This is a genomic window from Streptosporangium sp. G11, assembly GCF_051192615.1.
Classification (GTDB): Bacteria; Actinomycetota; Actinomycetes; order Streptosporangiales; family Streptosporangiaceae; genus Streptosporangium.
Window position 1 is genome coordinate 57,565 of sequence record NZ_JBPJUQ010000034.1, and the last position, 25,514, is coordinate 83,078.

At 71.3% G+C, this 25,514-nt stretch carries 22 protein-coding genes; 10 read left to right on the forward strand and 12 right to left on the reverse strand.

Annotated elements, in window-relative coordinates; all coding sequences use genetic code 11:
- Positions 1-2: 2 nt before the first annotated feature.
- Positions 3-2,480 (forward strand): FxsB family cyclophane-forming radical SAM/SPASM peptide maturase, encoded by a 2,478-nt coding sequence (locus ACSDR0_RS27845; RefSeq protein WP_435291842.1) that lies wholly within the window; start codon positions 3-5, stop codon positions 2,478-2,480.
- On the opposite strand, the gene fxsT is transcribed toward ACSDR0_RS27845, so the two are convergent.
- Positions 2,477-5,014 (reverse strand): FxSxx-COOH system tetratricopeptide repeat protein, encoded by a 2,538-nt coding sequence (gene fxsT / locus ACSDR0_RS27850; protein ID WP_435291843.1) that lies wholly within the window; start codon positions 5,012-5,014, stop codon positions 2,477-2,479. The genes ACSDR0_RS27845 and fxsT overlap by 4 nt on opposite strands.
- A 262-nt stretch (positions 5,015-5,276) precedes the next feature.
- Here fxsT and fxsA point away from each other — a divergent pair, with 262 nt between their 5' ends.
- The 3 genes from fxsA (at position 5,277) to ACSDR0_RS27865 (ending at position 8,413) form a co-directional block, all read left to right on the forward strand.
- Positions 5,277-5,465, forward strand: coding sequence for an FxSxx-COOH cyclophane-containing RiPP peptide (gene fxsA / locus ACSDR0_RS27855; RefSeq protein ID WP_435291844.1), 189 nt, complete (start codon positions 5,277-5,279; stop codon positions 5,463-5,465).
- 66 nt (positions 5,466-5,531) lie between these two features.
- Positions 5,532-6,428, forward strand: coding sequence for an SIR2 family NAD-dependent protein deacylase (locus ACSDR0_RS27860; protein ID WP_435291845.1), 897 nt, complete (start codon positions 5,532-5,534; stop codon positions 6,426-6,428).
- Positions 6,425-8,413: a tetratricopeptide repeat protein gene (locus ACSDR0_RS27865; RefSeq protein WP_435291846.1), complete on the forward strand. Its 1,989-nt coding sequence runs from the start codon at positions 6,425-6,427 to the stop codon at positions 8,411-8,413. Before ACSDR0_RS27860 ends, ACSDR0_RS27865 begins: the two co-directional genes overlap by 4 nt.
- On the opposite strand, the gene ACSDR0_RS27870 is transcribed toward ACSDR0_RS27865, so the two are convergent.
- The gene (locus ACSDR0_RS27870; RefSeq protein WP_435291847.1) at positions 8,349-9,212 is read right to left on the reverse strand and encodes a hypothetical protein; all 864 of its coding nucleotides are present in this window, start codon (positions 9,210-9,212) and stop codon (positions 8,349-8,351) included. The two genes, ACSDR0_RS27865 and ACSDR0_RS27870, sit on opposite strands and share 65 nt — an antisense overlap.
- A 177-nt stretch (positions 9,213-9,389) precedes the next feature.
- The gene (locus tag ACSDR0_RS27875; protein ID WP_435291848.1) at positions 9,390-9,812 is read right to left on the reverse strand and encodes a DoxX family protein; all 423 of its coding nucleotides are present in this window, start codon (positions 9,810-9,812) and stop codon (positions 9,390-9,392) included.
- A 78-nt stretch (positions 9,813-9,890) separates the two neighbouring features.
- On the opposite strand from ACSDR0_RS27875, the gene ACSDR0_RS27880 reads away from it, so the two are divergent.
- Positions 9,891-10,385 (forward strand): MarR family winged helix-turn-helix transcriptional regulator, encoded by a 495-nt coding sequence (locus ACSDR0_RS27880; protein WP_435291849.1) that lies wholly within the window; start codon positions 9,891-9,893, stop codon positions 10,383-10,385.
- Positions 10,386-10,517: 132 nt separating this feature from the next.
- Here the strand turns inward: ACSDR0_RS27880 and ACSDR0_RS27885 are convergent, their stop codons facing one another.
- Positions 10,518-11,864, reverse strand: coding sequence for a glycoside hydrolase family 6 protein (locus ACSDR0_RS27885; RefSeq protein ID WP_435291850.1), 1,347 nt, complete (start codon positions 11,862-11,864; stop codon positions 10,518-10,520).
- A gap of 562 nt (positions 11,865-12,426) precedes the next feature.
- Here ACSDR0_RS27885 and ACSDR0_RS27890 point away from each other — a divergent pair.
- From ACSDR0_RS27890 to ACSDR0_RS27900, 3 genes are all read left to right on the forward strand, one after another.
- On the forward strand, positions 12,427-12,918 hold the full coding sequence (locus ACSDR0_RS27890; RefSeq protein WP_435291851.1) for a dihydrofolate reductase family protein: 492 nt from the start codon (positions 12,427-12,429) through the stop codon (positions 12,916-12,918).
- A 510-nt stretch (positions 12,919-13,428) separates the two neighbouring features.
- Positions 13,429-13,752 (forward strand): hypothetical protein, encoded by a 324-nt coding sequence (locus ACSDR0_RS27895; protein ID WP_435291852.1) that lies wholly within the window; start codon positions 13,429-13,431, stop codon positions 13,750-13,752.
- A 106-nt stretch (positions 13,753-13,858) separates the two neighbouring features.
- The gene (locus ACSDR0_RS27900) at positions 13,859-14,884 is read left to right on the forward strand and encodes an alpha/beta hydrolase (protein ID WP_435291853.1); all 1,026 of its coding nucleotides are present in this window, start codon (positions 13,859-13,861) and stop codon (positions 14,882-14,884) included.
- Positions 14,885-14,994: 110 nt separating this feature from the next.
- Here the strand turns inward: ACSDR0_RS27900 and ACSDR0_RS27905 are convergent, their stop codons facing one another.
- The 3 genes from ACSDR0_RS27905 to ACSDR0_RS27915 form a co-directional block, all read right to left on the reverse strand.
- The gene (locus ACSDR0_RS27905; protein WP_435291854.1) at positions 14,995-15,132 is read right to left on the reverse strand and encodes a hypothetical protein; all 138 of its coding nucleotides are present in this window, start codon (positions 15,130-15,132) and stop codon (positions 14,995-14,997) included.
- Positions 15,133-15,415: 283 nt separating this feature from the next.
- Complete coding sequence (locus tag ACSDR0_RS27910; protein ID WP_435291855.1) at positions 15,416-16,198, reverse strand: hypothetical protein; 783 nt, start codon at positions 16,196-16,198, stop codon at positions 15,416-15,418.
- Positions 16,198-17,079, reverse strand: coding sequence for a DUF692 domain-containing protein (locus ACSDR0_RS27915; RefSeq protein ID WP_435291856.1), 882 nt, complete (start codon positions 17,077-17,079; stop codon positions 16,198-16,200). The genes ACSDR0_RS27910 and ACSDR0_RS27915 overlap by 1 nt, the downstream gene beginning before the upstream one ends.
- A gap of 481 nt (positions 17,080-17,560) precedes the next feature.
- On the opposite strand from ACSDR0_RS27915, the gene ACSDR0_RS27920 reads away from it, so the two are divergent.
- On the forward strand, positions 17,561-18,649 hold the full coding sequence (locus tag ACSDR0_RS27920; RefSeq protein WP_435291857.1) for a trypsin-like serine peptidase: 1,089 nt from the start codon (positions 17,561-17,563) through the stop codon (positions 18,647-18,649).
- Positions 18,650-18,843: 194 nt separating this feature from the next.
- On the opposite strand, the gene ACSDR0_RS27925 is transcribed toward ACSDR0_RS27920, so the two are convergent.
- The 5 genes from ACSDR0_RS27925 to ACSDR0_RS27945 form a co-directional block, all read right to left on the reverse strand.
- Positions 18,844-20,001, reverse strand: coding sequence for an acyl-CoA dehydrogenase family protein (locus ACSDR0_RS27925; RefSeq protein ID WP_435291858.1), 1,158 nt, complete (start codon positions 19,999-20,001; stop codon positions 18,844-18,846).
- Position 20,002: 1 nt separating this feature from the next.
- A complete protein-coding gene (locus ACSDR0_RS27930) occupies positions 20,003-20,956 on the reverse strand; it encodes a hydroxymethylglutaryl-CoA lyase (RefSeq protein WP_435291859.1) in 954 nt (317 codons plus the stop codon).
- On the reverse strand, positions 20,953-21,138 hold the full coding sequence (locus tag ACSDR0_RS27935) for a hypothetical protein (RefSeq protein WP_435291860.1): 186 nt from the start codon (positions 21,136-21,138) through the stop codon (positions 20,953-20,955). Before ACSDR0_RS27935 ends, ACSDR0_RS27930 begins: the two co-directional genes overlap by 4 nt.
- Complete coding sequence (locus ACSDR0_RS27940; RefSeq protein WP_435291861.1) at positions 21,135-23,144, reverse strand: acetyl/propionyl/methylcrotonyl-CoA carboxylase subunit alpha; 2,010 nt, start codon at positions 23,142-23,144, stop codon at positions 21,135-21,137. The genes ACSDR0_RS27935 and ACSDR0_RS27940 overlap by 4 nt, the downstream gene beginning before the upstream one ends.
- 68 nt (positions 23,145-23,212) lie before the next feature.
- Positions 23,213-24,781, reverse strand: a complete 1,569-nt coding sequence (locus ACSDR0_RS27945) for a carboxyl transferase domain-containing protein (RefSeq protein ID WP_435291862.1) — start codon at positions 24,779-24,781, stop codon at positions 23,213-23,215.
- Positions 24,782-24,914: 133 nt separating this feature from the next.
- Here ACSDR0_RS27945 and ACSDR0_RS27950 point away from each other — a divergent pair, with 133 nt between their 5' ends.
- The gene (locus ACSDR0_RS27950) at positions 24,915-25,514 is read left to right on the forward strand and encodes an SACE_7040 family transcriptional regulator (protein ID WP_435291880.1); all 600 of its coding nucleotides are present in this window, start codon (positions 24,915-24,917) and stop codon (positions 25,512-25,514) included.

The window sequence follows — 25,514 nt, forward strand, 5'->3', positions numbered from 1 at the left end:
TGATGGCCGGTGGCTGGCGGCCGACTCCGTTCCGGCAGTTCATCCTGAAGATCCACAGCAGGTGCGATCTCGCCTGTAAATATTGCTACATGTACGAAATGGCCGACTCTTCGTGGCAGGCGCGACCGAAACAAATGTCTCGGGAGACCTTCGCCGCCACGGCCGCGAGAATCGCCCAGCACGCCCACCGCCACGACCTGGCCGACATAGAGCTCATCCTGCACGGGGGAGAGCCCCTGCTCGCCGGCCGCGAGGCGATCCGCGAGCTCGTCACGCTGGTCCGTTCGGCGGTCGGCCCCGCCACCAGGACCACGGTCGGCCTGCAGACGAACGCCACCCTGCTCGACCTCCCCTACCTCCGGCTCTTCGACGAGCTGGGCGTCCGGGTCGGGGTGAGTCTCGACGGCGACGAGACGATGCACGACCGCGGCCGCCGCCGCGCCAACGGCCAGGGGAGCCACGCCGACGTCCTGCGCGCCCTCCGCCTGCTGGGCTCGCCCGCCTTCAGGCACCTCTTCAGCGGGCTGCTGTGCACCATCGACCTCAGGAACGACCCGGTCGGGGCCTACGAGGCGCTCCTCGCCTTCGACCCGCCGGCCGTCGACTTCCTGCTCCCGCACGGCAACTGGTCGGCACCCCCTCCCGGCCGGACCCCCGGCGCCGAGGCGACACCGTACGCCGACTGGCTGATCCCGGTCTTCGACCGCTGGTACGCCGCGCCGCGGCGGCCCACCTGGATCCGGACGTTCAACGAGATCATCCACGTGCTGCTCGGCGGCTCGTCGTCGAGCGAGCAGATAGGCCTGTCCCCCGCGACGATGGTCGTCGTGGAGACCGACGGCGGCATCGAGCAGTCGGACGCCCTGAAGTCGGCCTACCGGGGAGCGCCGGAGACCGGGCTGCACGTGGCACGCGACTCCTTCGACGACGCCCTGCTCCTGCCCTCGATCGCCGCCCGCCAGATCGGCGAGCTGGCCCTCTCCCCGACCTGCCGGGCCTGCCCGGTCTCCCGGGTCTGCGGAGGAGGCCACTACGCCCACCGCTACCGCTCCGGCCACGGTTTCGCCAATCCCTCCGTCTACTCCCCCGACCTCCTCCGTCTCATCGGACACATCAAGGGAACGGTCGAAGCCGACCTTTCGGCCCGATCGAAACGGCAGAGAAAGGGCACGATGAACCTGCGTGAGCACCGGATCGCGGCCGGGACGTTCTCGGAACTCGCCGGCGGCGGCGGGGGCACCACCGCGGTCGCCGAACTCTCCGCCGCACAGCACAGCAAGCACGTCCTCCTCGTACGCGGGGTACTGGAGACCGCGCGGGCGAGCGGCCATCCCGACGCCGCCGCCACCCGCCGCGCCTACGACCTGCTCGCCACCGTCCAGCGCCGCCATCCCGGCGCCGTCGACGCCGTCCTTCGCCACCCGTCGGTGGGCGCCTGGGCGCGCCGGACGGTCAAGATGCTCGCCGCCGGCGACGGCGATGCGGCTCCGGGACAGCTGGCGGCGCTCGCCGCCGCCGCCGCGATCCGTTCGGGCACCGCCTGCGAGATCGACGTACCGGCGGTGGAGGGGGTGGTCACGTTGCCGTCACTGGGCCAGGCGATCCTGTCGCCGACCGTCTCGGCGGCCACGGTCGAGTGCGCCGCGGACGACACCGAGATCACGGCGGACGGGGTCATCGTCCGCATCCCCCGCGATCCCCGCCAGGACGCCCCGGGATGGAGGGGGCTGCGTTCGCTGTCGAGCGAGGCGGGCGGCATGTCGCTCCGCCTGGTCATCGACGACCTCGACCCCTACCGGATGCCGGGGACGGGCAACATCGGCGGGCGCCTCACCGAGGCCGAGGCCGCGCGGTGGCAGTCGACGCTGCACGAGGCCTGGGATCTGCTGGTGCGCCACCACCGGATCGTGGCCGAGGAGGTGGCCACGGCGATCACGGTCCTCACACCGCTGGTCGCGCCCGCCAGGGGCCAGTCGAGCTCGTCCTCGCGGGAGACCTTCGGCTGCGTGGCCCTGTCGACGCCGCCGGACGCGTCCTCGCTCGCGGTCACGTTGACGCACGAGACACAGCACGCGAAACTCTCGGCCCTGCTCGACCTGGTTCCCCTGACCCTTCCCGACGACGGCTCCCGCCACTACGCCCCCTGGCGCGAGGACCCCCGCCCCGTGCCGGGGCTGCTCCAGGGCGCGTACGCCTTCCTGGGCGTGGCCGGTTTCTGGATGCGCCAGCGCGCCCAGGAGTCGGGGCAGGCGGCCCTGCGCGCGCACACGGAGTTCTTCCAGTGGCGCGAGGCCTCGCGCCTCGTCACCGGCACCCTGCTCGGCAGCGGGCGGCTGACCCCCGCCGGAGAGAGTTTCACGGCCGGGATGGCGCGGCGCCTCGACGGCTGGTCGCGGGAGAGCGTGCCGGCCCGCGCCCGGGCCATGAGCCGTGAACGCTCGGACGACCACTACGCGCGCTGGCTCCGGCGCAACGGCTAGAGGGCGGGCGGGTCGAAGTCGAAGTCGAGCCGCTCCCCCCTCAGCGCCACCGTCGTGTCGGGATGCTCGTCGCCCAGCACCCTCCGGTAGCGCTCGAAGGTGTCGGCCTCCAGTGTCTCCGCCTCCGCCAAGGCACCCCGCGCCCGCAGGTCGACGACCAGGTTGTTCGCACAGGCGAGGGTGAGCGGGTGGTCGACGCCCAGCAGCTCCCGCAGCTGCGCCAGGGTCTCCTGGCCCAGCTGCCCGGCCTGGGAGGTGTCTCCCCTGGCGGCGAGGTCGCTGGCGAGGTTGATCGCGCAGGTGAGCGAGTAGTGGTGCTCGCGCCCCAGCGTGCGGTCGAAGCCCTCCAGGCATCTCAGGTCGAGCTCGGTCGCCTCCTCGACGTCCCCGTTGACCCGCAGCAGCAGGGCCAGATTCATGTCGCAGCCGAAGGTGAAGGGGTGCTCGTCCCCGTATCTTCCGGGGTAGCGGGCCGCGGTGTCGCGCAGCAGCTCCAGCGCCTCGTCGATCTCCCCTCTGGTGCGCTGCGCGTTGGCCAGGCACAGGGCGGCCGCGAGCGTGTCGGGGTGGTCGCGACCGAAGATGCGCTCCTCCAGCTCGAACGTCCGCTGGGCGATCTCGAACGCCTCGTCGATCAGCCCCGCCCTGCGCTTGGCGATGGACAGGTCCTTGGCCGCGCGCAGGGTCCTGGGGTGGTCGGCTCCGAGCTCCTGGACGCTGAAGTCGTAGGCGTCCTCGCCGATGTCGCAGGCCTCCGAGTATTCGCCCCTGAGCCGCACGATGCGGGCCAGGCCGTTCCACGAGGTGAGGATGGACTGCTGGCTCGACTTGGAATCGCCGGAGCGTTGCAGCGTGTAGGCGCTCTGCTGCAGCTCGCTCGCCTTCTGGTAGTCGCCGAGCAGCATGTAGTCGAGCGCGAGGTTGTTCATGGTCCGCAGCGTCCGGCGGTGTCTCGGGCCGAACACCAGCCGGTGCTGACGCAGCGACTCCTCGTCGTGTTTCAGGGCGGCTCCGAAGTCGCCCCGCATCCTCAGGTCGCCACCGTGGCTGTTGGTGAGCAGCAGGGTCTCCTCGTGGTCGGGCCCGAGGACCGTCCGCATGTGCGCCAGGGTCCTGCGGTTGAGCTCGAAGGAGGCTCGGTAGTCGCCGAGCTCGCGCAGGACGATCCCGAAGTGCCGCTGCGCGGAGAGCACGTGCTGGTCCTCGTCGCCGCTGTCGGCCCGCCAGGTCTTGATCAGGCGCTCGACGAGATCCGTGGCCGACTGGTAGCCCCCCGACGAGTAGAGGTAGCGCACGACGTCGAGGGCGAAGCGGCGGATGCGGGGATCCCGGCTGACCTGGACCTCCGCGGGTGCCACGTGGCTGAGCAGCTCCGCGTAGCGCGGCCACAGGAGGTTGTCGTCGGGGAGGCCCGGCACCGCCGCCGCCAGCAGCAGGTGCACCTCGTGGCGGAAGGAGGCGTGCTCCTCCTCGTTCAGCTCGTCACGCAGGAGCGCCTGGACCAGCCGGTGCACCTGGATGGTCCGGTTGTCGGAGTCGATCCTGGCGAGGGCGTAGCGCCCCAGCTCCTTGATGCCCTTGCTCAGCAGGATCGGGTTGTCGAGGAGCGGGCCGAGGCGCGACCCGGGCGAGAAGTCGTCGGGAAGCACCCCGAACACGTCGCGGGGGATGGGATCCGGCCCGAAGAAGGCGCAGCAGCGCAGGAGCTCCACGGCCTCGGGCAGCTTCGCCTTGAGCTGGGACACCGACAGCGACCAGGCCGCGGTCATGGACAGCGGGTAGTCGGGCGCCTTGTTGGCCCCGAGCAGCTGAGCCGTCTGCTCCCGCAGCAGCCGGAGATACTGCTCGACGGACATGCCGGTCTCCGTCTGCAGGGCACCGGCCTGCTCCAGGGCCAGCGGCAGGTCGCCGAGCTGGTCGGCCAGCCGGTTCCTGTCGTCGAGGCTGGTCGAGCTGGGCACCCGCTTGCTGAGGAACTCGATGCTCTCCGCCCGGGTGAAGACGTCGACGGGCAGGGTGTCGACCACGCTCTGCCAGGCGTGGTTCCGGGAGGTGATCAGGACGTGCCCGGGACCGCGCGGGACGATCCCGTTGATGTCCTCCGGCTGCTCGGCGTTGTCGAAGACGAGCAGCCAGCGGGAGTAGGGCTCGCCTCGGCGCAGCGCGTCCAGCACGGCCGCGGACGCGTCCTCCACGCCCATCGCTGAGGAGGAGGGCACCCCCAGGTGCGGGGCGAGCGCGGCCAGCGAGGAGCGCACCAGCATCGGCTGGTCGGCGGGAATCCACCAGACCAGGTCGTACTCGTGCCGGAAGCGGTAGGCGTACTCGATCGCGACATGGGTCTTGCCGACGCCGCCGAACCCGTGGAGGGCGTGCGGCACCACCGCGGTGACCTCGGAGGTGACCCCGGTGTGCAGCTTGTCGAGAAGATCTTCCCTGCCGGTGAAGTTCTTGTTCTGCTGGGGGACCTTGCCCCAGATCTGGGGCTGGCGTCCCGTTGCCCGGGAAGACCCCGACGACTGTGAAATGGGCACGCGACCGCCTCCACTCACCCGATTTGGGATCAGCCTAGACGCCCGGTCCTCGTAAGCGCATAAACGAAGGGGTCAGAGTCTTATGACTACGTCCCAAAGGACATCATTGTCACGCCCTAAAAGGATTATTATCCGTAAACCCTACCGCCCCGTCTTCCAAATTATCTTCCGAAGCGCTCATCTGACCATCGGAAGAGTGTAACGATGGGCCAGGGTGGGGACACAGGAAGAGCCGGGAACGCGGGGGTGCGAAGGAGTCCGCATGAGCGATGAAGCCGTCATAGCCGACGCCGATTTCAGCAAAGGCCTGATCGATCTCACGGAGATGAACCTGGCCGATCTTGACGCGATCGGCGATTCCGTGCTCGGCCTCGCGCTGCGGGAAATAGTCGAGGACGAGGACACCGGCCCGGTGGCCGGATTCGACTCGTTCATATCAAAACCTTTGTGACAACCCACCGATGTGCGACATTGGAGTGCGAGACTCACGCTCTTTGTCGACAAACATGGTGGAGCCGTGGACGACACCGACTGGGAACGTTTGATCGACCAGCTCGGCAGGGGTGACTGCGCCCCTTTCCTCGGAGCGGGTGCCTGCGCCGGCACCCTTCCCACCGGCACCGCCCTCAGCAACCAGTACGCCCTCCGCTACGGCTACCCGTTCTCCGACGCGGGCGACCTGGCCCGCGTGATGCAGTACGGCGAGGCCGTGCTGCGCGATCCGGTCGACCTCAAGGAGACCGTCTGCGGCCACCTGCGCTCGCACGGGCGGCCTCCCGCGAGTGATCCCGGCGAACCACACCGGCTGCTGGCCGGCTTCCCGGTGACGACGTTTCTCACGACGAACTACGACGACTTCCTGGCCGAGGCGTTGCGGGCGGAGGGCAAGGAGCCTCACGTCGCCCTCTCCCCCTGGTGGGACACCGACCCCACCGCGACCCCCCTCCTGCCGGAGCCGACGGTGCAGCGGCCCGTCGTCTACCATCTCCACGGAAGCTGGACGGAACCCGCGTCGCTGGTGCTGACCGAGGCCGACTATCTGACGTACCTTGTCAACATGGTGGACGCCGTCGCGACCGACGGGCGGCACCCGCTGCCGACCCCGATCCTGCGGGCGATGACCACCCGGCCGCTGCTCTTCATCGGCTACAGCCTGCAGGACTGGACGTTTCGGGTGCTGTTTCACGGCCTGGTGCGCAACACGCCCCGCAGCAACAAGCGGCGGCACGTGAGCGTGCAGCTCATGCCCGAGGTCAGCGGGTCGGCGGGCGATACCGAGAGCGCCGAGAGCGCCGAGAGCAAGGCCAGACGCTACATCACCCACTATCTCGACCGCTGGAACATCTCGATCTTCTTGGGGACCGCCTCGGAGTTCTGCGCGGAGCTCCGGCGGAGAATGGGACGGAAGCCATGACGACGGCGACTCGCGGCGGCGACGGGACCATCCGGCCGTACGTGGGACTGCGCCCCTACGACCGGAGCGAGCACGCGCTGTTCTTCGGGCGGGAGCGCGAGGCACGCGACATCGCCACGATCTGGCAGGCCACGGGCCTCACCGTGCTGTTCGGGGCCTCGGGGGTCGGCAAGACGTCCCTTCTCCACGCGGGCGTCCTGCCGCGTGTCGAGCCCGAGCGCGCCGACGTCCTGCCCATCGCCCGCGTGTCGCCGCGCGGCATCACCTCGCTGCGCCCGAAGGTGCCCGGTAACCCCTACGTGCTGGCGCTGCTGTCGGCCTGGGCGCCGGACCGGCCGCTGCCGGCGCTGGCCGGGCTGACGGTCTCGGACTTCCTGGCGGAACGCCCGGAGCGCACCGACAGGTACGGCGACCCGGTGCCCGTCCTGGTGGCCGTCGACCAGGCGGAGGAACTGTTCGGCGGCCCGCTCGACCGCGAGGAGGAACGCCACGGGCTCCTGCGCCAGCTCGCCAGGGCGGTGGAGGAGCACGACGGCCTCCACCTGCTGCTGTCGCTGCGCGAGGAGTATCTGGCCTCCGTCCTGCCGCACGAGCGCCCGCTGGGCCGGGGGTCGCGGGCGCGGTTCCAGCTGCTGCCGCTCACCCGGGCCGCGGCGCTCGACGCCACCACGAGGCCGCTTGAGCGCACCGGCCGGTTCTTCGCCCCCGGTGCCGCGGAACGGCTCGTCGACGACCTGCGCACCGTCCCGATCTCCAACGACGAGGGGCAGACGACCACGCTGACGCTGAACACGGTCGAACCGGTCCAGCTGCAGGTCGTCTGCTCCGCGCTGTGGGAGTCGCTGCCCTCCGGCCTCCGGGAGATCAGCGTGGAGCACGTGAACCTGCACGTGAACGTCGACCGCTTCCTGACCGGCTTCTGCGACCGGATGCTCACCCGCGTCTCGGCCGAGTCCGGTGTCACCTCGAGCGAGATCCGCTCCTGGTTGCGCAAGGCCTTCGTCACCGAGCACGGGACGCGCAACACCGTCTACGAGGGCCTCCACGAGACGGCCGGCATGCCGAACGCCGTCGCCAAGGCCCTGGAGGACTGTCATCTCCTGCGGGGCGAGCACCGGCTGGGGATCCGCTGGTACGAGTTGCAGCACGACCGTCTGATCGGCTCGGTGCGCCAGTCGCGGCACCCGGCGGCCTATCTCGACGACGCGAGGCTGGCCCTGGCCAGGCACGGCTGGGAGACGGCCCGCGGGCTCGCGGAGGAGGCGGTCCGCGCCTCGGGGACCGGCGAGACGTGGGTGCGCGCCGAGGCCCTGCTGATCCTGGGAGAGGTGGCGGCAGCGGCGGGAGGCGAGACGGAGAGCGCGCGGACCCGGTTCGAGGAGGCGGCCGACATGTTCGCGACGCTCCAGCGGTTCAACGGGGTGGCCTCCGCGCTGACCGGGGAGGGAAGGCTCTGGCTGTCGCGGGGACAGTACGACATGGCGGTCGAGCGGCTGCGCGCCGCGCTCTCCTGGGTTCCCAACGACCTGCCCGCGCACCTTGCGCTCGGGCAGGCCCTCTGGCACCTGGGACAGCCGCGCGCCGCGCTCGCCCTTCTCAACGGGGCCGTGGCGCTCGCGGACGAACCTCCCGCCGAGGCGCTCGCGCTGCGCGGCGAGATCCTGGCCGACCTCGGGAAGCCCGCCGAGGCCCTGCGCGACCTGGACCGCGTACGCCGCCACCAGAGGCCCGCCACGATCGCCGCCAGGGCGCTGGCCCTCGCCCTGGAGCAGCGGTTCGACGCCGCCCAGCAGGAGATCCTCGACGCGCTCGCCGACGAGTCCGACAGCGGTCCCGTCCTGGTGCGGGCCGCGCGCGTCCACGCCCTGCTGGGACGGGCCGCGACGTCGGAGGGGCTCGCCTCGCGGGCGCTCGGCGCGGTCACTCCTGGGCTTCCACCACATCTCCGGAGGCAGGCCGAGGAGCTCCTGCGGAAAACGGCGTGACGTCGTCCCGTCTCGCCGCCTCCCACATGTGGTCGAACTGGTTCACCCAGTAGGTGTACCAGCGCTCGTCACTGCCACGGGTCAGCTCCAGGTGCATGCGCGAGGAGGTCGACGCGTTGTGAAAACCGTGAATCTCCACGATGACGCGGCCCCTGGGAGTTTCCGGATCGACAAGCACGAGACTGAATCCGGGGCTGTAGGAAAGCAGGCGGTATTCGAACTCGCCCGCCGTTTTCCAGCCGCTCATCAGCCGGAGGCGTTCCATCGTGCTGTCCAGCGCGGAGGGAAGGCGCTGGACGGGAAACTCGACCGAATCGTCAAGCTGCTTCGCGGCCTGCCGGACCGCCGCCTTCTCCAGGGAGTCGAGAATGACGATCCTGACGTTTCCCTTCTCCCGCGCGAGCACCGTGTTGCGTATGAGCTCGCAGGTCTGCGCCGACAGCAGGTTGACCGCGGACGGCGCGAACACGCGCACGTCACGTGCTTGGGAGAGCAGCGAGGAGAGCGGCACCTCGTCGTACACGGAGCGGTCGTGGAGAAGACCGGTGGGCGATTCCGCGGACTCCGCGGGCAGGGTGAGCCGGTAGAGAAGCAACCCGACTCCGGAGAACAGGACGGCCCACCTGAGGTCGACGTCCAGCTTGTCGCCGAAGATTGAGAGAAAGGCGAAAGCGAAGACGACGGCTGTGAGAGCGTACGCGTCGATATGCTGCCGAGCCTTGAAATCCCTGCCGATTCTTTGTAGCCAACGCACACCGACCCCCAGCTCTTGGGCGCTGTCGAGAACAGCTATGCCCATTGTCCGGGGCGGGGATCTCGTGATGCTCGATGTCGTGAATTCCGGTCGGCCGGGCCCTTACGTTGGGGAAAGGCCCGGCATCCGTAATCCCGGTTACCGGCTGGACCGGTGGCGAGCTGGACCGGCGGCGGGACCGCTGGCCCGCTGGAGCGACGGCCGGGCTGGAGCGACGGCCCGCTAGACGGTGGCCGACTGGCGGCGGCGCTGCCAGAGGGTGTCGACGGCCAGGGCTCCGCCGCCGCTGAAGGCGACGGCCAGGGTGCCGGCGGCGAGGGCGAGGACGAACTCGTAGCCGCCCTCTCTCACCGAGAAGCCGTTGGCGAGATGCACGAAGACGATGGCGCCGAGCATGACGAGCGTGAGCAGGAAGCCGAACAGGGGCAGGGCCGCGCCCAGGATGAACGCGATGCCGCCGACGACCTCGATGACGGCGACCGCCGGTGCGGCGACGGCCGCGAGCGGGATCCCCGAAGCCTCGAAGGACGCGGTGGTCTGGGCCAATCCCATCGTCAGGAACTTCTGCGCGCCGTGAAACACGAAGATCACGCCGAGGGCGATTCGAGCCAGTAACAGGGCGTAAGACCGTGTTTGGTCAAGCATGTTGACTCCTCCTGTCATTCGAATTTGTACAAAATCATAACCGTTAGTTCAAATTTAAACAAGTAGTAGAATGTTCCGGTGAGCGACACGAGATGGCTCAGTGAGAGCGAGATGGCCGCGTGGATGGCCTATGTGGCCGCGACGCACCTCCTGGAGCGCCGTGTCGAGGACCAGCTGAAAGCCGACTCCGGCCTTACCCATGCCCAGTACGAGATCCTGGCGAAACTCTCCCAGCAGCCCGGGAGACAGATGCGGATGACCGAGCTGGCCAACCGGCTGATCGTCTCGAAGAGCGGTCTCACCTACCAGATCGGGCAGCTGGAGCGGATGGGACTCGTCACGCGGATGGCCTGCCCGTCGGACGAGCGAGGCGTGCTGGCCGTGCTCACCGACGAGGGCCTGCGCTGCCTGGAGCGGACCGCGCCGGGGCACGTGGCCGTGGTGCGCGCCTTCCTGATCGACCGGCTCACCTCCGAAGAGGTCGAGACCATGCGGCAGATCATGACGAAGGCCACCACGGCCATGGAGGCGGCACCGGCGGGCCCCCTCCGGCCGGGCAAAAGCCCAGGGTAACGCGCGGGACGGACCCGCAGGACAGGTTCTCCCTTTCGGCCACGGGGACGCGGGGAAGGCGGAAGAATCCGGTACGGCTCGCGCGGGGGGCATACCGCGCGAGCCGTACCGCATCATGGCCGCACCTCCGGGTCAGGCGGCGGTGCAGCTGACCGAGGAGGGCGCACCGTTGCTCCCCGACCAGTTGCCGGTGAACCCGAAGGACGCCGAGGCGCCCGGGGAGAGGCTGCCGTTGTGGGACACGTTCCGCACCGTGACACCCGCGCCGCTCTGGGTGTGCTGCCCGTTCCAGAGCTGGGTGATGCTCTGGTTACCGGGGAAGGACCAGCTCACCGTCCAGCCCGCGATGGCCGCGGCGCCGCTGCTCCTCACGGTCACCTCGGCCTGGAAGCCGCCCTGCCAGGAGCTGACCAGCTTGTAGGCGGCCGTGCAGGCCCTGCCGACGGTCGGCGTGACGGTCGGGGTGGGGGTGGGGGTCGGCGTCACGGTGGGGGTCGGGGTGGGCGTGGGATTCGGGGTGACGGGCGGGGCCGCCATGGCCAGGTCGTAGGCGCGCTGCGGGACGAACTGCCCGGCTCCGGCGATGCAGCCGTCGGCCTCGCCGGGCAGCTTGATCCAGAGGAAGGCGTCGATCATCGAGTCGCCGGTGGCGTTGGTGCTCGGCGTGCCGATCGCCCGGCCTGCCGGGTCACACCACTCGCTGCCCTGCGGGCCGTTGCCGTTGCGGCTGGTGTCGATCACCGCGCGGAGCCGGGAGACACCGGTGGCGGAGATGATGTTCTTGGCGTACGCGATCTCGGTGGAGCTCCACCGGTAGTTGGAGACGTTGAGGGAGATGCCGTCCGCGCTGTTCGCCACGTCCGCGGCCCTCAGGCGGGCCGCGGCCTCCGACGGCGACAGCCATCCCGAGTGCCCGATGTCGAAGTAGACCTTGGCCGAGGACGAGGCGGCCCTCAGCTTCTTGCCCGCGTACGCCATGGAGGCGTTGGTCTCCTGCTGCTGGGAGGAGTTCATGCAGTTGGTCATGATCGGGAGCACGTCGGGCTCCAGGATGATCGACGCCGGGCGTCCCTGGAGGCCGGCGGCCAGCTCGTCGATCCACTGCCGGTAGACCGTGTGGTTGGGCGCGCCGCCCGTGCTGGCGCCGCTGCAGTCGCGGTTGGGGGTGTTGTAGACGACGAGGATGGGGATCTTGCCCGCCCCCGCCGCCGCCCCGACGAACGCCGACACCTGGCCGCGTACGGCGGAGGTGTTGGTGGTGGTGAACCACCGGGCCTGTGGCACGGCGGCGATCCGGTCGCGGATGACCGGTGCCCTGGAGTCCCCGGGGTTGGCCGCGACCCACTTGGCGGCGCTGGTCTCCGGATCGACGTAGAACGGGGAGTCGGCGGCGGACGCGCCGGAGGCGACGGCGACTGCGGCACCTGACACGATCACCAGGGCCGCGCAGAGCGTGGCCAGGATCGATCTTCTTGGCATGGAACGGCTCCTTCGAGGGAGGCATGGGAGCGCTCCCACCATAGGTGGAGCGTCTCTCCCGCACGTAGCCTCCGCCCATGCCCTCTCACATCGCGACACGCTGACCTGTGCGAACACCGCCCACGCCCGATGAAAGTTTCAGCACTTCAGGCCCCGTTCCGTCGATCGGCGAGGCGGTGACGGCCGGGGGCCGGGGCGGGCACGGGCGCGTCTTCCACCCGTCCCCGCACACCCACACAGCCCGCCCCCGCCCGCCTCGCCCGTTCCCGCACACCCCGAACCCCCGCCCCCGCCGATCCCCACGCGTCCCCCACGAAATTTCTTCGGAAAGTCCTCTCGCGGGATGTCGAGAACGTACGTGCGACTCCGACCTCCCTGTGCAAGCCCAAGAAAACAACTGAAAGCGCCCGCCGGGACGACCCCAGAACGCCCGCCGGCGCCGACGATCACCCTTCGGAACACGCACCACGAGGAGCCCGCCATGCGGAAGATCATCCACTGGGTCCACACGTCGATCGACGGCCACATCGAGGGGCCGGAGGGTGAGTTCGACTGACCGGTCATGGGACCGGAGCTGTCCGCCTACTCCTTCGAGCTGAACAAGCGGGTCGACACCTTCCTCTACGGGCGCGTGGTGTGGGAGATGATGTCCGGCTACTGGCCGCACGTGGAGTCGATGTCGGACGACGAGCACGACCTCGCGTTCGCCCCCATCTGGCGGGAGACCCCCAAAATCGTCTTCTCCAGGACCCTGAGGCAGGCCGACCGGGACACCCGCGTGATCGGCGAGAACCTCGCCGAGGAGGTCACCGCGCTGAAGCGGCTACCCGGCAAGGATCTTCTGCTGTCAGGCGGTTCGAACCTCGCGGCCACTCTCACGGAACTCGGCCTGATCGACGAGTACCACATCGTCGTCCACCCGGTCGTCCTCGGCGGCGGCAAGCAACTGTTCCCGACGTCCAAGGACCGCATCGGCATGCGGCTCACCGAGACGCGGACCTTCGACTCCCGGACCGTGCTCCTTCACTACCGAAGCGCCGAACAGGGTGAGTGACGGCGGCGGCCCGGCCGAAGCCACCCCGCGGCTCGCGGTCCCCGGGGCTGCCGTCTTCCAGCCCGCACCCTGAAGGCCAGCGGTCCCCGAGCCTGCGGGCTTCCAGCCCATGACCATGACCTGGAAGCTCGCAGCCCTCCAGTCTTGCCATCCCCGGCCCATGACCTGAAAGCCCGCAGTCCCCGGGGCTGCCGTCTTTCCTGCCCATGGCCTGAGGACCTGCGGTCTGAAACCCTGGTCTCCTATGGCCCGGGCATCTGAGATCCCCCCTCACCCTCGCGGCGCCCCTGATCGGCCGCGCGCCGGATTCACTCCGCCTCCCGCGAGCTCCGCGGGCCCTGCGGGCCGGCTCCGGGCCCGGCGGTGCCCCGAACGACCACGACGGTGAGGGTTCCCACGGGAGTACGGGCCGCCCTCGACAGGGCGCGAGGCACGCTCACAAGGACGCGGGCGAAGGTGTGGACGTGGTTCGCGCGCGGGCTCCCCGCGCCCGGAGGGCAATGGCCGTCGGTGGACCGTTCACGCGTCGCCGACGTGCTTCTCGCGCTGGGCGTGTGGGCGGTGTACGTCGCCCTAGGCGTCCTCCAGGAAAGGTTCTCCACGCGAGGGCTGCCCGTCCTGATGTTCGTGTTCTTCACCATCTCGTCGGCGGCGTTGCTGTGGCGGCGGAGCAGGCCCGTCGCCGTCGTGGCCGTCACCGTGGTCTGCGACTGCGTGATCGTCGTGTCGACGGGCTGGCAGGGATACGGCCTGCAGGCGATGCTGGCCCTGTACGCGGCGGGCAGGCACGGCATGGCCCGGCGCGCCTGGATCGCGGCCGTGGCTGCCGGGTGATCCCTCCGGCCTCGTCTCCACGCTGGTACGGCACCTGCGCGCCCACCCCGATCCGGAGCTGCGGCTCTCGTCCCTCGCGCACCTGACGAACAACGTCCACCTGCCGATGATCGGCCGCGAGGCGAGCGCGGCCGTCGCCGCCTACCTGGACGGCGACCCGCTCCCGCTGCGCCGCCTCGTGCGGGTGATCGACGGAGCACCGAACCAGCCGCTGCGCGCGGCGGAACTGGCGGGCCTGCTCACCTACGTGTGCGCCGACACCACCTTCCCGTTCGAGCGCACCGCCCCGGCGGACGAGCGGCGGCGCCAGATGGACCGTTACTACGACAGGGAACGCCCGTTCCGGCCGTTCGCCGTCACCGACCTGACCGGACCGCCTCCGCAACGATCGATCCTCGGTATGCAGGACGTCTGCGCCGACTGGCCGGCTCCCCGCGTCAGCCCGCCCGTGCCACCGGGCGCGGAACACCCCCGGGTACCGGTCCTGGCCCTGGGAGGGGACTTCGACTCGACCACCCCGGCGGAGGCGGCCGCGGTGACCCGGCGCTTCCCGGACTCCACCTTCTCCCGGGTACGCTTCGCCGGCCACAATCTCACCACGGGCGCCCAGGTGAACGAGTGCGTCCGCCGCGCGATGCGCGCCTTCCTCAGCGACCCGGACGCCTTCGGCGGCAGGCCCCGCTGCGACGACGCGAACTACCGCGCACTCGGCTCCTTCCCCGAGACCGTGGCGCGGGTACCCGCGGCACGCGGCACCGGCCTGGCCGCGAGCGAACGACGAATCCTCGCGGCCGCCTTCGCCACCGTCGCCGACGCGACCGCCAGGCGCAACCCCCTCGGGTCCCCGCCCTGGCTGCCGGCCACGCAGGCGGGCTTGCGCGGCGGCCTGCTGACGTACGACGACAAGGCCGCCACCATCCGCCTGCGGGACGTCCGCTTCGTCGGCGACCTCACCGTGAGCGGTGAGGTCCACCTGGGCGGCGAGGCCACGGCCCGGCTGACCGTCGCCGGCGGCGACGGCGGGCCCCGCGCGCTGGAACTGGCGTGGAAGCCGTTCCTGGCCGAGGACGACACCGCCGTCTCCGGCACCTTCGCGGGAAGCGGCTTCACCGCGACGGTCCCCTCGCACTGACACCTCGGCCGGGCGTCCTCGTACGACCGCGAGACCCGCCGCGACCGGTACCCGCGGGACGGGAGGCAAGGGAGCCCCTTGCCTCCCACCGGCCGTCTCAGACGGCCGGATCACCCATCGGGATCGTCGCGGCCGCAGCGACCACCGCTACAGCACGCGTGGCCCGTGATCTCCTGACCGTCGGGGCCGGTGACGATCTCGAAGACGAACTCGGGTCCCTTGTCCTTGCGAGTGGTGTCATCGTTCACGATGTTTCTCCCTCCATGAGCGCCTGCCGGGGCAGGGCAAGGTGGCGACCCGATGCGGGCCGGTTTCCCCGCGGTCCGGCACACCGGGTGCGCCGGGTGCGGAGGATCGGTGGCGACGCCCACGAGCGCCGGTCCCCGGTCGCGGGGGCGGGGCCCCGGTCGCGGGGAGACGGGAGCCGGACGGGCGATCGTCCATCGTGACCGGCACCCCCCGGTTGAGGTGACCGCCTGCCGCGAATCCCGCGAAGGTGTGTGGACCCTCCCGGCGGGCGGCGCGTGAACGTCAGGATCGCGGCCACACCAGACCGGCCAGCGCCAGCTTGGCGAGCGTTTCCGCGGCGCGGGCGCGATCACCGCCCGCCTCGGCGATCACCTGGTCGGCGTCGCGGGTGCCGTCACAGCGGGCCAGCAGCGCCGCGGTGCCGTCGTCGATCCGGTAGACCCGTACGACGGGCGCCCGCCACAGACGCTGCAACAGCACCCGCGTCCGTACGGCGGGCAGCTCACCGATCGGCGGCCCCGCGGTGACGTCGTGGGTGTACGTCCCGACCCGGGCGGCGGCCGAGAGCCGGAGCGCTCCGGCCACCGGCCGGTCGCCGGAGCCCGCGGAGCCCGCCGCGGTGGCGGCGTCGCGGGCGGCCAGCGCCGCGTCCCGGTCGTGGACCAGCTTGGCGTGCGCCAGCTCGTAACGGGCGTAGGCGGCCAGCCGCGGTGGCGCGTGGACCGCCAGCCAGGCCGCCAGCCGTTCGGACTCCCATATCCCGAACGGCCGTCCCGCCGGCCGCGGGCGGCCCACGACGCCGCGGGCGAACTCCTCCCACAGGGCGCGGTGGGCACCGAGGAGCTCGGCGGCCGTGTCCGGCAGGCAGGTGGCGATCGCCGACCGCAGCTTGCCCATCACGCCGGTGCGCGTCACCCGGTAGCCGGCGGGCGCGGCACCGCTCAGCATGGCCAGTTCCGCGTCGCTCAGCTCGTACCGGCACTGCAGCCCGACGGGGTCCTCGCGCAGCAGCGCGGACTCCTTTTCGCAGGTCAGCATCGCCGCGAGGGCGTCCTGCACGCCCATCACGCACCTCCCGCGGGCTGTGCCGCCACTCGCCGACCGGCCGGACCCCCGGCGACTCGGGAGCGCAGCACGGTTCGCGCGCGGTCGACCTCGGCCAGCAGGTCGCCGAAGTCGTCGGGGAAGTTCTGGTCGCGTTCGACCAGCGTGGCGTTGACGCGCGTGCGCGACACCAGCTCCGCCAGCAGGTCCCACACCCGGGCCGGGATCGCAGCACCGTGACTGTCGAGGGACATCTGATCCCCGTCCCCGTCGACGCCGCCGGCCAGATGCACCTGGACGACCCGTTCGACCGGGATGGTGTCGAGGAACTCCAGCGGGTCGAAGCCGTGGTTGCGCGCGTTGATGTCGAGATTGGCCAGATCCAGCAGCAGGCCGCACTCGCAGTGCTCCATCACCTCGGTGATGAACTGCGCCTCGGTCAGCGGTGTGGCCATGTCCACGTAGTAGGTGATGTTCTCCAGCAGGAACGGCCTGCCGACCGCCTCCTGCACCCGCCGCGCCCTGCGCCCCAGCCGCCGGGCGACCTCCCGGGTCCGCGGCAGCGGCACCAGCAGCCCCACGTCGACCCTGTCGGTGCGGGTGAAGCACAGGTGGTCGCTGAACCACGGCGCGTCGATGTCCGCCACCAGTTCGGCCAGCGCCCGCACGTACGCCGCGTTCGGCTCCCGCTCCGAGCCGATGGACAGCTCCACCCCGTGCGGCACGATCGGGAACCGGCGGGCCAGCTCCCGCAGGCGCTCGCACTCGTCGGCCGGGGCGAACAGATAGCGCTCGGTGATGACTTCCAGCCAGTCGATCCGGTCGGCGTGCGCCTCGATCGCCTCGGCCAGCTCCACGCGATGTCCCAGGCCGGACCCCAGTACGGGCAACCCTGTCAGCATGCGGTTCTCCCATCACCTCACAGTGATGTTCACGAGCACTTCACGGCCGCTGTACCCCGCAACGTGCCCGACGGGATCCGCAGCCACGCCGGGCCGCCGCGTCAAACTTCCGCAAAGCGGCGGCTCGGCCGTACCGCGCACGTGGTGGCCTCGCCGGAGGCGAACGGCCGGAACCCGATCGGCGTCCACCGGACCTCGCGGGTGCCCTCACCGGCCTCTGAACGTGATCCGGTTCGACGGACGTCCGAGGTCAGGGGCCCATCCGGCGGAGTGCCCCTTCCGCGACCGTCGCCGGACCGGGCGTGCCGGTGGGCCCAACCGAATCCCCCATATCGGACGCAAGATCTTGATCATTTCTCCCCGGGACATCCCGCGAGCGTTATGATCTTGGTTCGGGTCGTCCCCGCTCATCGGCTGGGCCGATTCTCCATGCTGACGGGGGCGATGAAGCGCGCCCTGTGACCGGACGGGGATATCCGCCATGAGGCGCACACTGATCGCGTTGGGCGTCGGCCTGGGCCTGCTGGGCTCCACCGTCGTCTCCGTCCCGGCCCAGGCCGCGGGCTCGGTGAAGGTCCTCCTGGCCTCCACCGTGCCGGTCGCCCAGCAGGTCGCGGCGTTCTGGCTCGCCGACGATGCCGCCAACCTGAGGAACGCCACACCCTACGCCGTACGGACCGTGCTCCAGGGGGAGCGCCTGTCCACCCCCGTCGTCCCGGACGGCCCGCCCTTCCAGATCCCGCCGATACCGCTCGAGGAGGAGCGGCCGTCCTCGACCTCGGGCAAGGTGTTCTTCGTCGGCGCCGACGGTCAGCCGCACTGGTGTACGGGCACCTCCATGCAGTCGAAGTACCGCAACATCGTCGCCACGGCCGGTCACTGCGTGCGCGACACCCAACGCGAGGGCGCCACACTCGACAAGTGGGCCTTCGTCCCCGGCTACTCCGAGGGCACGACCCCGTGGGGGCTGTACGTCGGAAAGCTGGCCTTCGTCCATCACGACTTCGACGTGTACGCGGGCCACGACCGCGACTTCGCCTTCGTGAACGTGTACGGCGGCGTGGTCTCCTCCTCCACCGGCGTGCTGACCAACACCGGGAAGCTGGCGGAAAACGTCGGCGGGCAGGGCATCGCCTTCAACCAGGCGACGACCCCCTCGGCCGACGTCCTCGGCTACCCGGCCGGCCCCCACCCCGACGGAACCCGGCCCTACACGGGCCAGACCCTCGAATCGTCCACCGGCCCCACGTTCGCCGTGACGCTCCCCGACGCCCCCACCGGCCGGCTCATCGGGGTCGAGTCCCCGTTCACCGGTGAAGGCGCCATCGGCTCCTCCTGGCTGTACGACTACAGCGGCGACAGCCGCACCGGCCACCTCAACGGCATCACGATCGGCGTCTCCGACACCGACGGCGACAACCGCTACGACACCGGCGTCTCCCCGTACTTCGACAACGAGGTGAGAGCGGTCTACATGAGCGCCCTCAGCATGTGGACCGGGTCCATCGCACAGCCGGCCGCCGCCGTCGCCTCGCGGCCGGGCGGGACCGGCCTCTCAAGCCACCCGTGACAACGACAACGACGACCGCGTGAGCGGTGGGAGCCACCACGTTTGATCGCGGATGAGGCCGGGCCTCACCGCGGTCGACGGGCACCGGAGCCACCTTCGCCTCGCGGCCGGACGGAACCCGACCCTCACCGAAAGATCACCGGGCGATGGCCACATCACCAGACGGCCTTCGACGAGGACGGGACGTCAGCGGGTCAGAGGCCGGAAAGCCCCAGCTCGCGCGCGATCAGCATCCGCTGCACCTCGCTCGTGCCCTCGCCGATCTCCAGGATCTTGGCGTCGCGGTAGAAGCGGCCGACCGGGTACTCGTTCATGAACCCGTAGCCGCCGAAGATCTGGGTGGCGTCGCGGGCGTTGTCCATGGCGGCGTCGCCGGCGACGAGCTTGGCGATGGCGGCCTCCTTCTTGAACGGCTCGCCCGCGAGCATCTTCTCGGCCGCGTGGTGGTAGGCCAGGCGGGCGGTGTGGGTGCGGACCTCCATGTCGGCGATCTTGAACTGGATGGCCTGGTAGTGGCCGATGGGGTGGCCGAACGCCCGGCGCTCGCGGACGTAGCGCAGCGACTCGTCCACGCAGCCCTGGGCCAGGCCGGTGGACAGGGCGGCGATGGCGACGCGGCCCTCGTCGAGGGTCTGCAGGAACTGCGCGTAGCCGCGCCCGCGCTCGCCGAGCAGGTTCCCCGCCGGGACGCGGCAGCCGTCGAAGGAGAGCTCGCGGGTGTCGGAGCAGTTCCAGCCCACCTTGGAGTACTTCTTCGAGACGGTGAGGCCGGGGGTGCCGGACGGCACCAGGATCGTGGAGATCTCCTTCTTGCCCCCGGCCAGTTCGCCGGTGATCGCGGCCACGCCGATGACGCCGGTGATGTCGGTGCCGGAGTTGGTGATGAACGCCTTCGTACCGTTGATCACCCATTCGCCGCCGTCCAGCACGGCGGTGGTCCGCATGCCGCCGGGCACGTCGGAGCCGCCACCGGGCTCGGTGAGACCGAAGGCGCCGAGCATCTCGCCCGACGTCAGCCGGGGCAGCCACTCGGCGCGCTGCTCGGGCGTGCCGAACCGGTAGATCGGCATCGCGCCCAGCGACACCGCCGCCTCGACGGTGATCGACACGCTGGAGTCGACCCTGGCCAGCTCCTCCAGGGCCAGGCAGAGCGCGAAGTAGTCGCCGCCCATGCCGCCGTGCTCCTCGGGGATCGGCAGCCCGAACAGGCCCATCGCCCCCATCTGCCGCACGATGTCGTAGGGGAACTGCTCGCGCTCGTAGAGGTCCCCGATCACCGGGGCCACCACGTCGCGGGCGAACGCCTCGACGGTCTTGCGAAGCTCCTCGTACTCCTCGGTCAGCTTGGGCATGTCACTCCTCGACGTTCTCTGCGGTGGTGCGGGACGGGTTCTCGCCCAGGGCCTGGACGACCCGCGACGGGCTGGGGCGGCCGAGCCTCGCGGCCAGCCAGGTGCTGGTCTCCACCAGCGAGGGAAGGTCCAGCCCGGTCTCGACGCCGAGGCCGTGCAGCATCCAGACCAGGTCCTCGGTGGCGAGGTTGCCGGTGGCGCTCTCGGCGTACGGGCAGCCGCCGATGCCTCCGGTGGAGGCGTCGACGACGGTCACGCCCTCGCGCAGGGCGGTGAGGGTGTTGGCCAGGGCCTGGCCGTAGGTGTCGTGGAAGTGCACCGCGAGCCGGGAGGGGCCGCCGAAGGCCTCGATCAGCGCGGCGACGTGACCGGGGGTGCCGACCCCGACGGTGTCGCCGAGCGACAGCTCGAAGCAGCCCAGGTCGAGGAGCCTGCGCCCGACGGAGACGACCTGGCCGACCGGCGTCGGGCCCTCCCACGGGTCGCCGAAGCACATCGAGACGTACGCCCTGACCTTCAGGCCGTGATCCAGCGCCCGCGCGACGACCGGCTCGAACATCTCGAACTGCGACTCCAGCGTCCGGTTGAGGTTCTTGGCCGCGAAGGTCTCGGTGGCGCTGGCGAAGATCGCGATCTCCTCGACGCCGTGTTCGAGGGCGCGGTCGAGGCCGCGCTCGTTGGGGACGAGCACCGGGTAGCGCACGCCGGGCACCCGTTCCATGACCGCCAGCAGCTCCGAGGCGTCGGCCAGCTGGGGCACCCACCTGGGGTGCACGAAGCTGGTGGTCTCGATCACGCGGTGCCCCGCGGCGGCCAGCCGGGCGATGAACTCGGCCTTGACCTCGACGGGAATCACCGCGGCCTCGTTCTGCAGCCCGTCGCGCGGCCCGACCTCGTAGATCGTGACCCGCTCGGGCAGCCCCGCCGCCCCGACCCGCTGTGGCTCGCGCATCATGCCCCCCTCACCGGCTCGCGCCTCACGCTCCCCGCGACCCCCACGGCCGCCGGTGTCTCGACCTCGGCGACCCATCCGGCCGTGACCTCGCCGTCGCCGTGGGTCACGGCCCATCTGATGGCTCGCGTCGCGATCTCCCCGCGATCCCGTACGGCCCGCGCGACCGGCGTGGTGCCCGTCACGGCTCCTCCCCGCGGACCACGGCCAGCACGGCGTCCATGGCGACCGCCTGGCCCGCCCGGACCCGCAGCTCGGTGACGACCCCGCCGACCGGCGCGGTCACGGTGTGCTCCATCTTCATCGCCTCCACGATGAGCAGCGGCTGCCCTTCGGCGACCCGCTCCCCCTGCCCGGCCTTCACCACGAGGACGGTGCCCGGCATCGGGCTGCGGACCAGCCCGTCCCCCGGGCCGCCCGCGCCGGTCCGGTCACCGGGGTCGCCCAGGTGCCTGCGGGTGAGCGCCCAGGCGTCGCCGTCGCGGCCGAGCCAGACGGTGTCGCCGTCCCTGGCGAGGGCGTAGCGCCTCGCGGTCTCGCCGAGGGTGACGAGCAGGTCGTCGCCCTCGTCGGCCAGCCGCGCCCGCACGACTTCGGCGCCGGCCTTCGTGCCGGTGTCTGTGCCGGTGTCTGTGCCAGTGCCGGTGTCTGTGCCGGGGAGGTGGACCTCGGCGCCCGAGGCGGGCAGGCCGCGGACCCTGAGCTCGGAGACGCCGTCGCGGGTCTCCAGCCGGTAGACGGTCCAGGCCGCCTCGCCCAGCCGCCAGCCGTCGGGGACGTCCCACGGGTCGGCCGGCCCCGAGGGGACGTGCTCGCGGTGCAGGACCAGGGCGGCGGCGGCCAGGACGTCGGCGGGAACGCCGTCGCGGGAGACCAGCTCGCCGAGGTGGCGCTCGACGAGGCCGGTATCGAGGTCTCCGGCGAGCACGGCGGGATGGCCGATCAGTGCCCTCAGAAAGGCGATGTTGGTGGGCACCCCGAGCACGGCCGTGGCCGCGAGCGCGCCATCCAACCGCCGCAGGGCGGACGCCCTGTCGGGCCCCCAGGCGATGACCTTCGACAGCATCGGGTCGTAGTCGCTGCCGACCAGACCCCCGGCCATCAGGCCGGAGTCGACCCGCACCCCCGGCGGCTCGCGCAACGCGAGGACCCAGCCGCCGGTCGGCAGGAAGCCACGGGAGGGATCCTCTGCGTAGACGCGGGCCTCGACGGCGTGGCCGTCGAGGCGCACCTCGTCCTGGGTGAGCGGGAGGGGCTCGCCGGCGGCGACCCTGAGCTGGAGCTCGACCAGGTCCAGGCCGGTGACCAGCTCGGTGACGGGGTGCTCGACCTGCAGGCGGGTGTTCATCTCCATGAAGTAGTAGTCGCCGGTCGCGCCCTGGACGATGAACTCGACCGTCCCGGCGCCGGTGTAGCCGACGGACCTGGCGGCCTCGACCGCCGCCGCGCCCATGGCGGCCCTGGTCGCGGCGTCGAGGAGCGGGGACGGCGCCTCCTCGACGATCTTCTGGTGGCGGCGCTGGAGGCTGCACTCGCGCTCGCCCAGGTGGATGACGCCGCCGTACGCGTCGGCCATCACCTGGATCTCGATGTGCCGGGGGTTCTCCACGAACCGCTCGATCAGCAGGGTCGCGTCGCCGAACGCGGCGGCGGCCGTGCGGCGGGCGGAGGCCAAAGCCTCCGGCAGCTCCGCCGCGGAGCGCACGAGCACCATGCCCTTGCCCCCGCCGCCCGCCGAGGGCTTGATCAGCGCGGGGAAGCCGACCCGCGCGGCCGCCTCGGCCAGGTCGTCACCGGGCTCGGCGCCGCCGGGGACGACGGGCACGCCGGCCGCCGAGACGGTGGCCTTGGCGCGGATCTTGTCGCCCATGGCCTCCACGGCCTCCGGCGGCGGGCCGACGAAGACGAGCCCGGCCTCCGCGCAGCGCCGGGCGAAGGCCGCGTTCTCGGCGAGGAAGCCGTATCCGGGGTGCACCGCCTGGGCGCCGGTCGCCTCGGCGGCGGCGAGGATGCCGTCGGCGTCGAGGTAGCCGCCGGGAAGCCGCACCGCGACGTCGGCCTCGCGGACGTGCCGCGCCCCGGCGTCGGCGTCGCTGTGGACGGCGACGGAGCGGACGCCCAGCCTCCTGAGGGTGCGGGTGATCCGCAGGGCGATCTCACCCCGGTTGGCGACGAGGACGGTGTCGAACATCCGGCCTCGGCGAGGCGGCGACGCGTGCGGCGAGTGGTCTGAGGGGGTCGAGTGGGTCATGGGTGCGGTCACATCCGGAAGACGCCGTAGCCGACGGGTTCGAGGGGGGCGTTGGCCGAGGCGGACAGGGCCAGGCCCAGGACGGTACGGGTGTCGAGGGGGTCGATGACCCCGTCGTCCCAGAGGCGGGCGGTGGAGTAGTAGGGGTTGCCCTGCTCCTCGTACTGCGCGCGGATGGCGTCGGGGTCTGCGTCGCCCACGGTGGACAGGACGTTGGCGGCCTGCTCGCCGCCCATCACCGAGATGCGGGATCCCGGCCACATCCACAGGAACCGGGGCGAGTAGGCGCGCCCGGCCATCGCGTAGTTGCCGGCCCCGAACGAGCCGCCGACGACCACGGTGAACTTGGGCACCCGGGCGCAGGCGACGGCGGTGACCATCTTCGCGCCGTGCTTGGCGATGCCGCCCGCCTCGTACGCCCTGCCGACCATGAACCCGCTGATGTTCTGCAGGAACACCAGCGGGGTGTTGCGCCGGTCGCACAGCTCGATGAAGTGGGCGCCCTTGAGCGCCGACTCGCCGAACAGGATGCCGTTGTTGGCGACGATCCCGACGGGGTGGCCGTGGATGCGAGCGAAACCGGTGACGAGCGTGGAGCCGTACTCGGCCTTGAACTCGCCGAACCTGCTGCCGTCGACGATCCGGGCGATGATCTCGCGGACGTCGTACGGCGTGCGGGTGTCGGCGGGGACGATGCCGTACAGGTCGCGGGGGTCGTGCGCGGGCTCCTCCGAGGGGGCGCGCTCCCAGGGGGAGGGCGTGCGCGGCGCGAGGGTGGAGACGATGTCGCGGACGATCCGCAGCGCGTGGCGGTCGTCGTCGGCGAGGTGGTCGGTGACGCCGCTGACGCGGGCGTGCAGGTCGCCGCCGCCCAGCTCCTCGGCGGTGACCTCCTCGCCGGTGGCGGCCTTCACCAGCGGCGGGCCGCCGAGGAAGATCGTGCCCTGGTCGCGGACGATCACCGCCTCGTCGCTCATCGCCGGGACGTACGCGCCGCCCGCCGTGCAGGAGCCGAGGACCGCGGCGATCTGCGGGATGCCCCGCGCCGACATGGTCGCCTGGTTGTAGAAGATCCGGCCGAAGTGCTCGCGGTCGGGGAAGACCTCGTCCTGCCTGGGCAGGAACGCGCCCCCCGAGTCGACGAGGTAGACGCACGGCAGGTTGTTGTGGAGGGCGACCTCCTGGGCCCGCAGGTGCTTCTTGACGGTGATCGGGTAGTAGGTCCCGCCCTTGACCGTGGCGTCGTTGGCGACGACCACGCACTCGCGCCCGGAGACGCGGCCCACCCCGGTGATGATCCCGGCGGCGGGGGCCGCGTCACCGTACATCCCTCCCGCTGCAAGCTGGGAGAGCTCCAGGAAGCGCGAGCCGGGGTCGAGCAGGGAGTCGACGCGGTCGCGGGGCAGCAGCTTGCCCCGGGAGACGTGCCGGGCACGCGACCTCTCCGGGCCGCCCAGCCCCGCCACGGCGACGCGCTCCCTGAGATCGGCGACCAGGCGCTCGTTGACCTCGGCGTTGCGCTTGAAACCCTCGCCATCCGGGTCGCAGGCGCTCCGCAGCACCGGCCAGCCACTCATCCGAGCCTCCCCGTCCGGTATATCCGGCATATCCGGTATATCCAGCACGCCCGGTCCGTCTGGCCTCGTCGCCGCCGGTCACCGGTTGTCATTTCACCGCAGATGTTAGTCATTATTAACGTTACCGTCTACCATACGAGAGGTGACGACTGCTCAGCCTCCCACCCGCAACCGGGGCTCACGACGCGCGGAGATCCTGGACGCCGCGGCGGAGCTGTTCGCGGCACGCGGCTTCCACGGCGTCTCGATCGAGGACATCGGCGGCGCGGTCGGCACCTCGGGCCCGGCCCTCTACCGGCACTTCAGCGGCAAGGAGGCCCTGCTCACAGAGATGCTGCTGGACGTCAGCGAGCGCCTGCACACCTCGGGTGCACGGCGCGTGACCGAGGCCGCCGACGCGGAGCAGGCGCTGGACGCCCTGCTCGCCTGCCAGATCGAGTTCGCGCTCAGCCACCCGGCGCTGATCACCGTGCACGACAGGGAGCTCGGCAACGTCCCCGAGCCCGCGCGGCGGCGGATCCGCAGGCTGCAGCGGCTGTACGTCGAGGAGTGGGTCACCGTGCTGAGCGAGCTCTACCCGGGACGCCCCCAGGCCGGGCTGCGCGCCGCGACGCACGCCGTCTTCGGGCTGCTCAACTCCACCCCGCACAGCGCGGGCGAACTGCCGCCCGCGGCGATGGCCGAGTTGCTGCGCGGCATGGCCCGTGCGGCGCTGGCCGCCGCCCAACGTTAG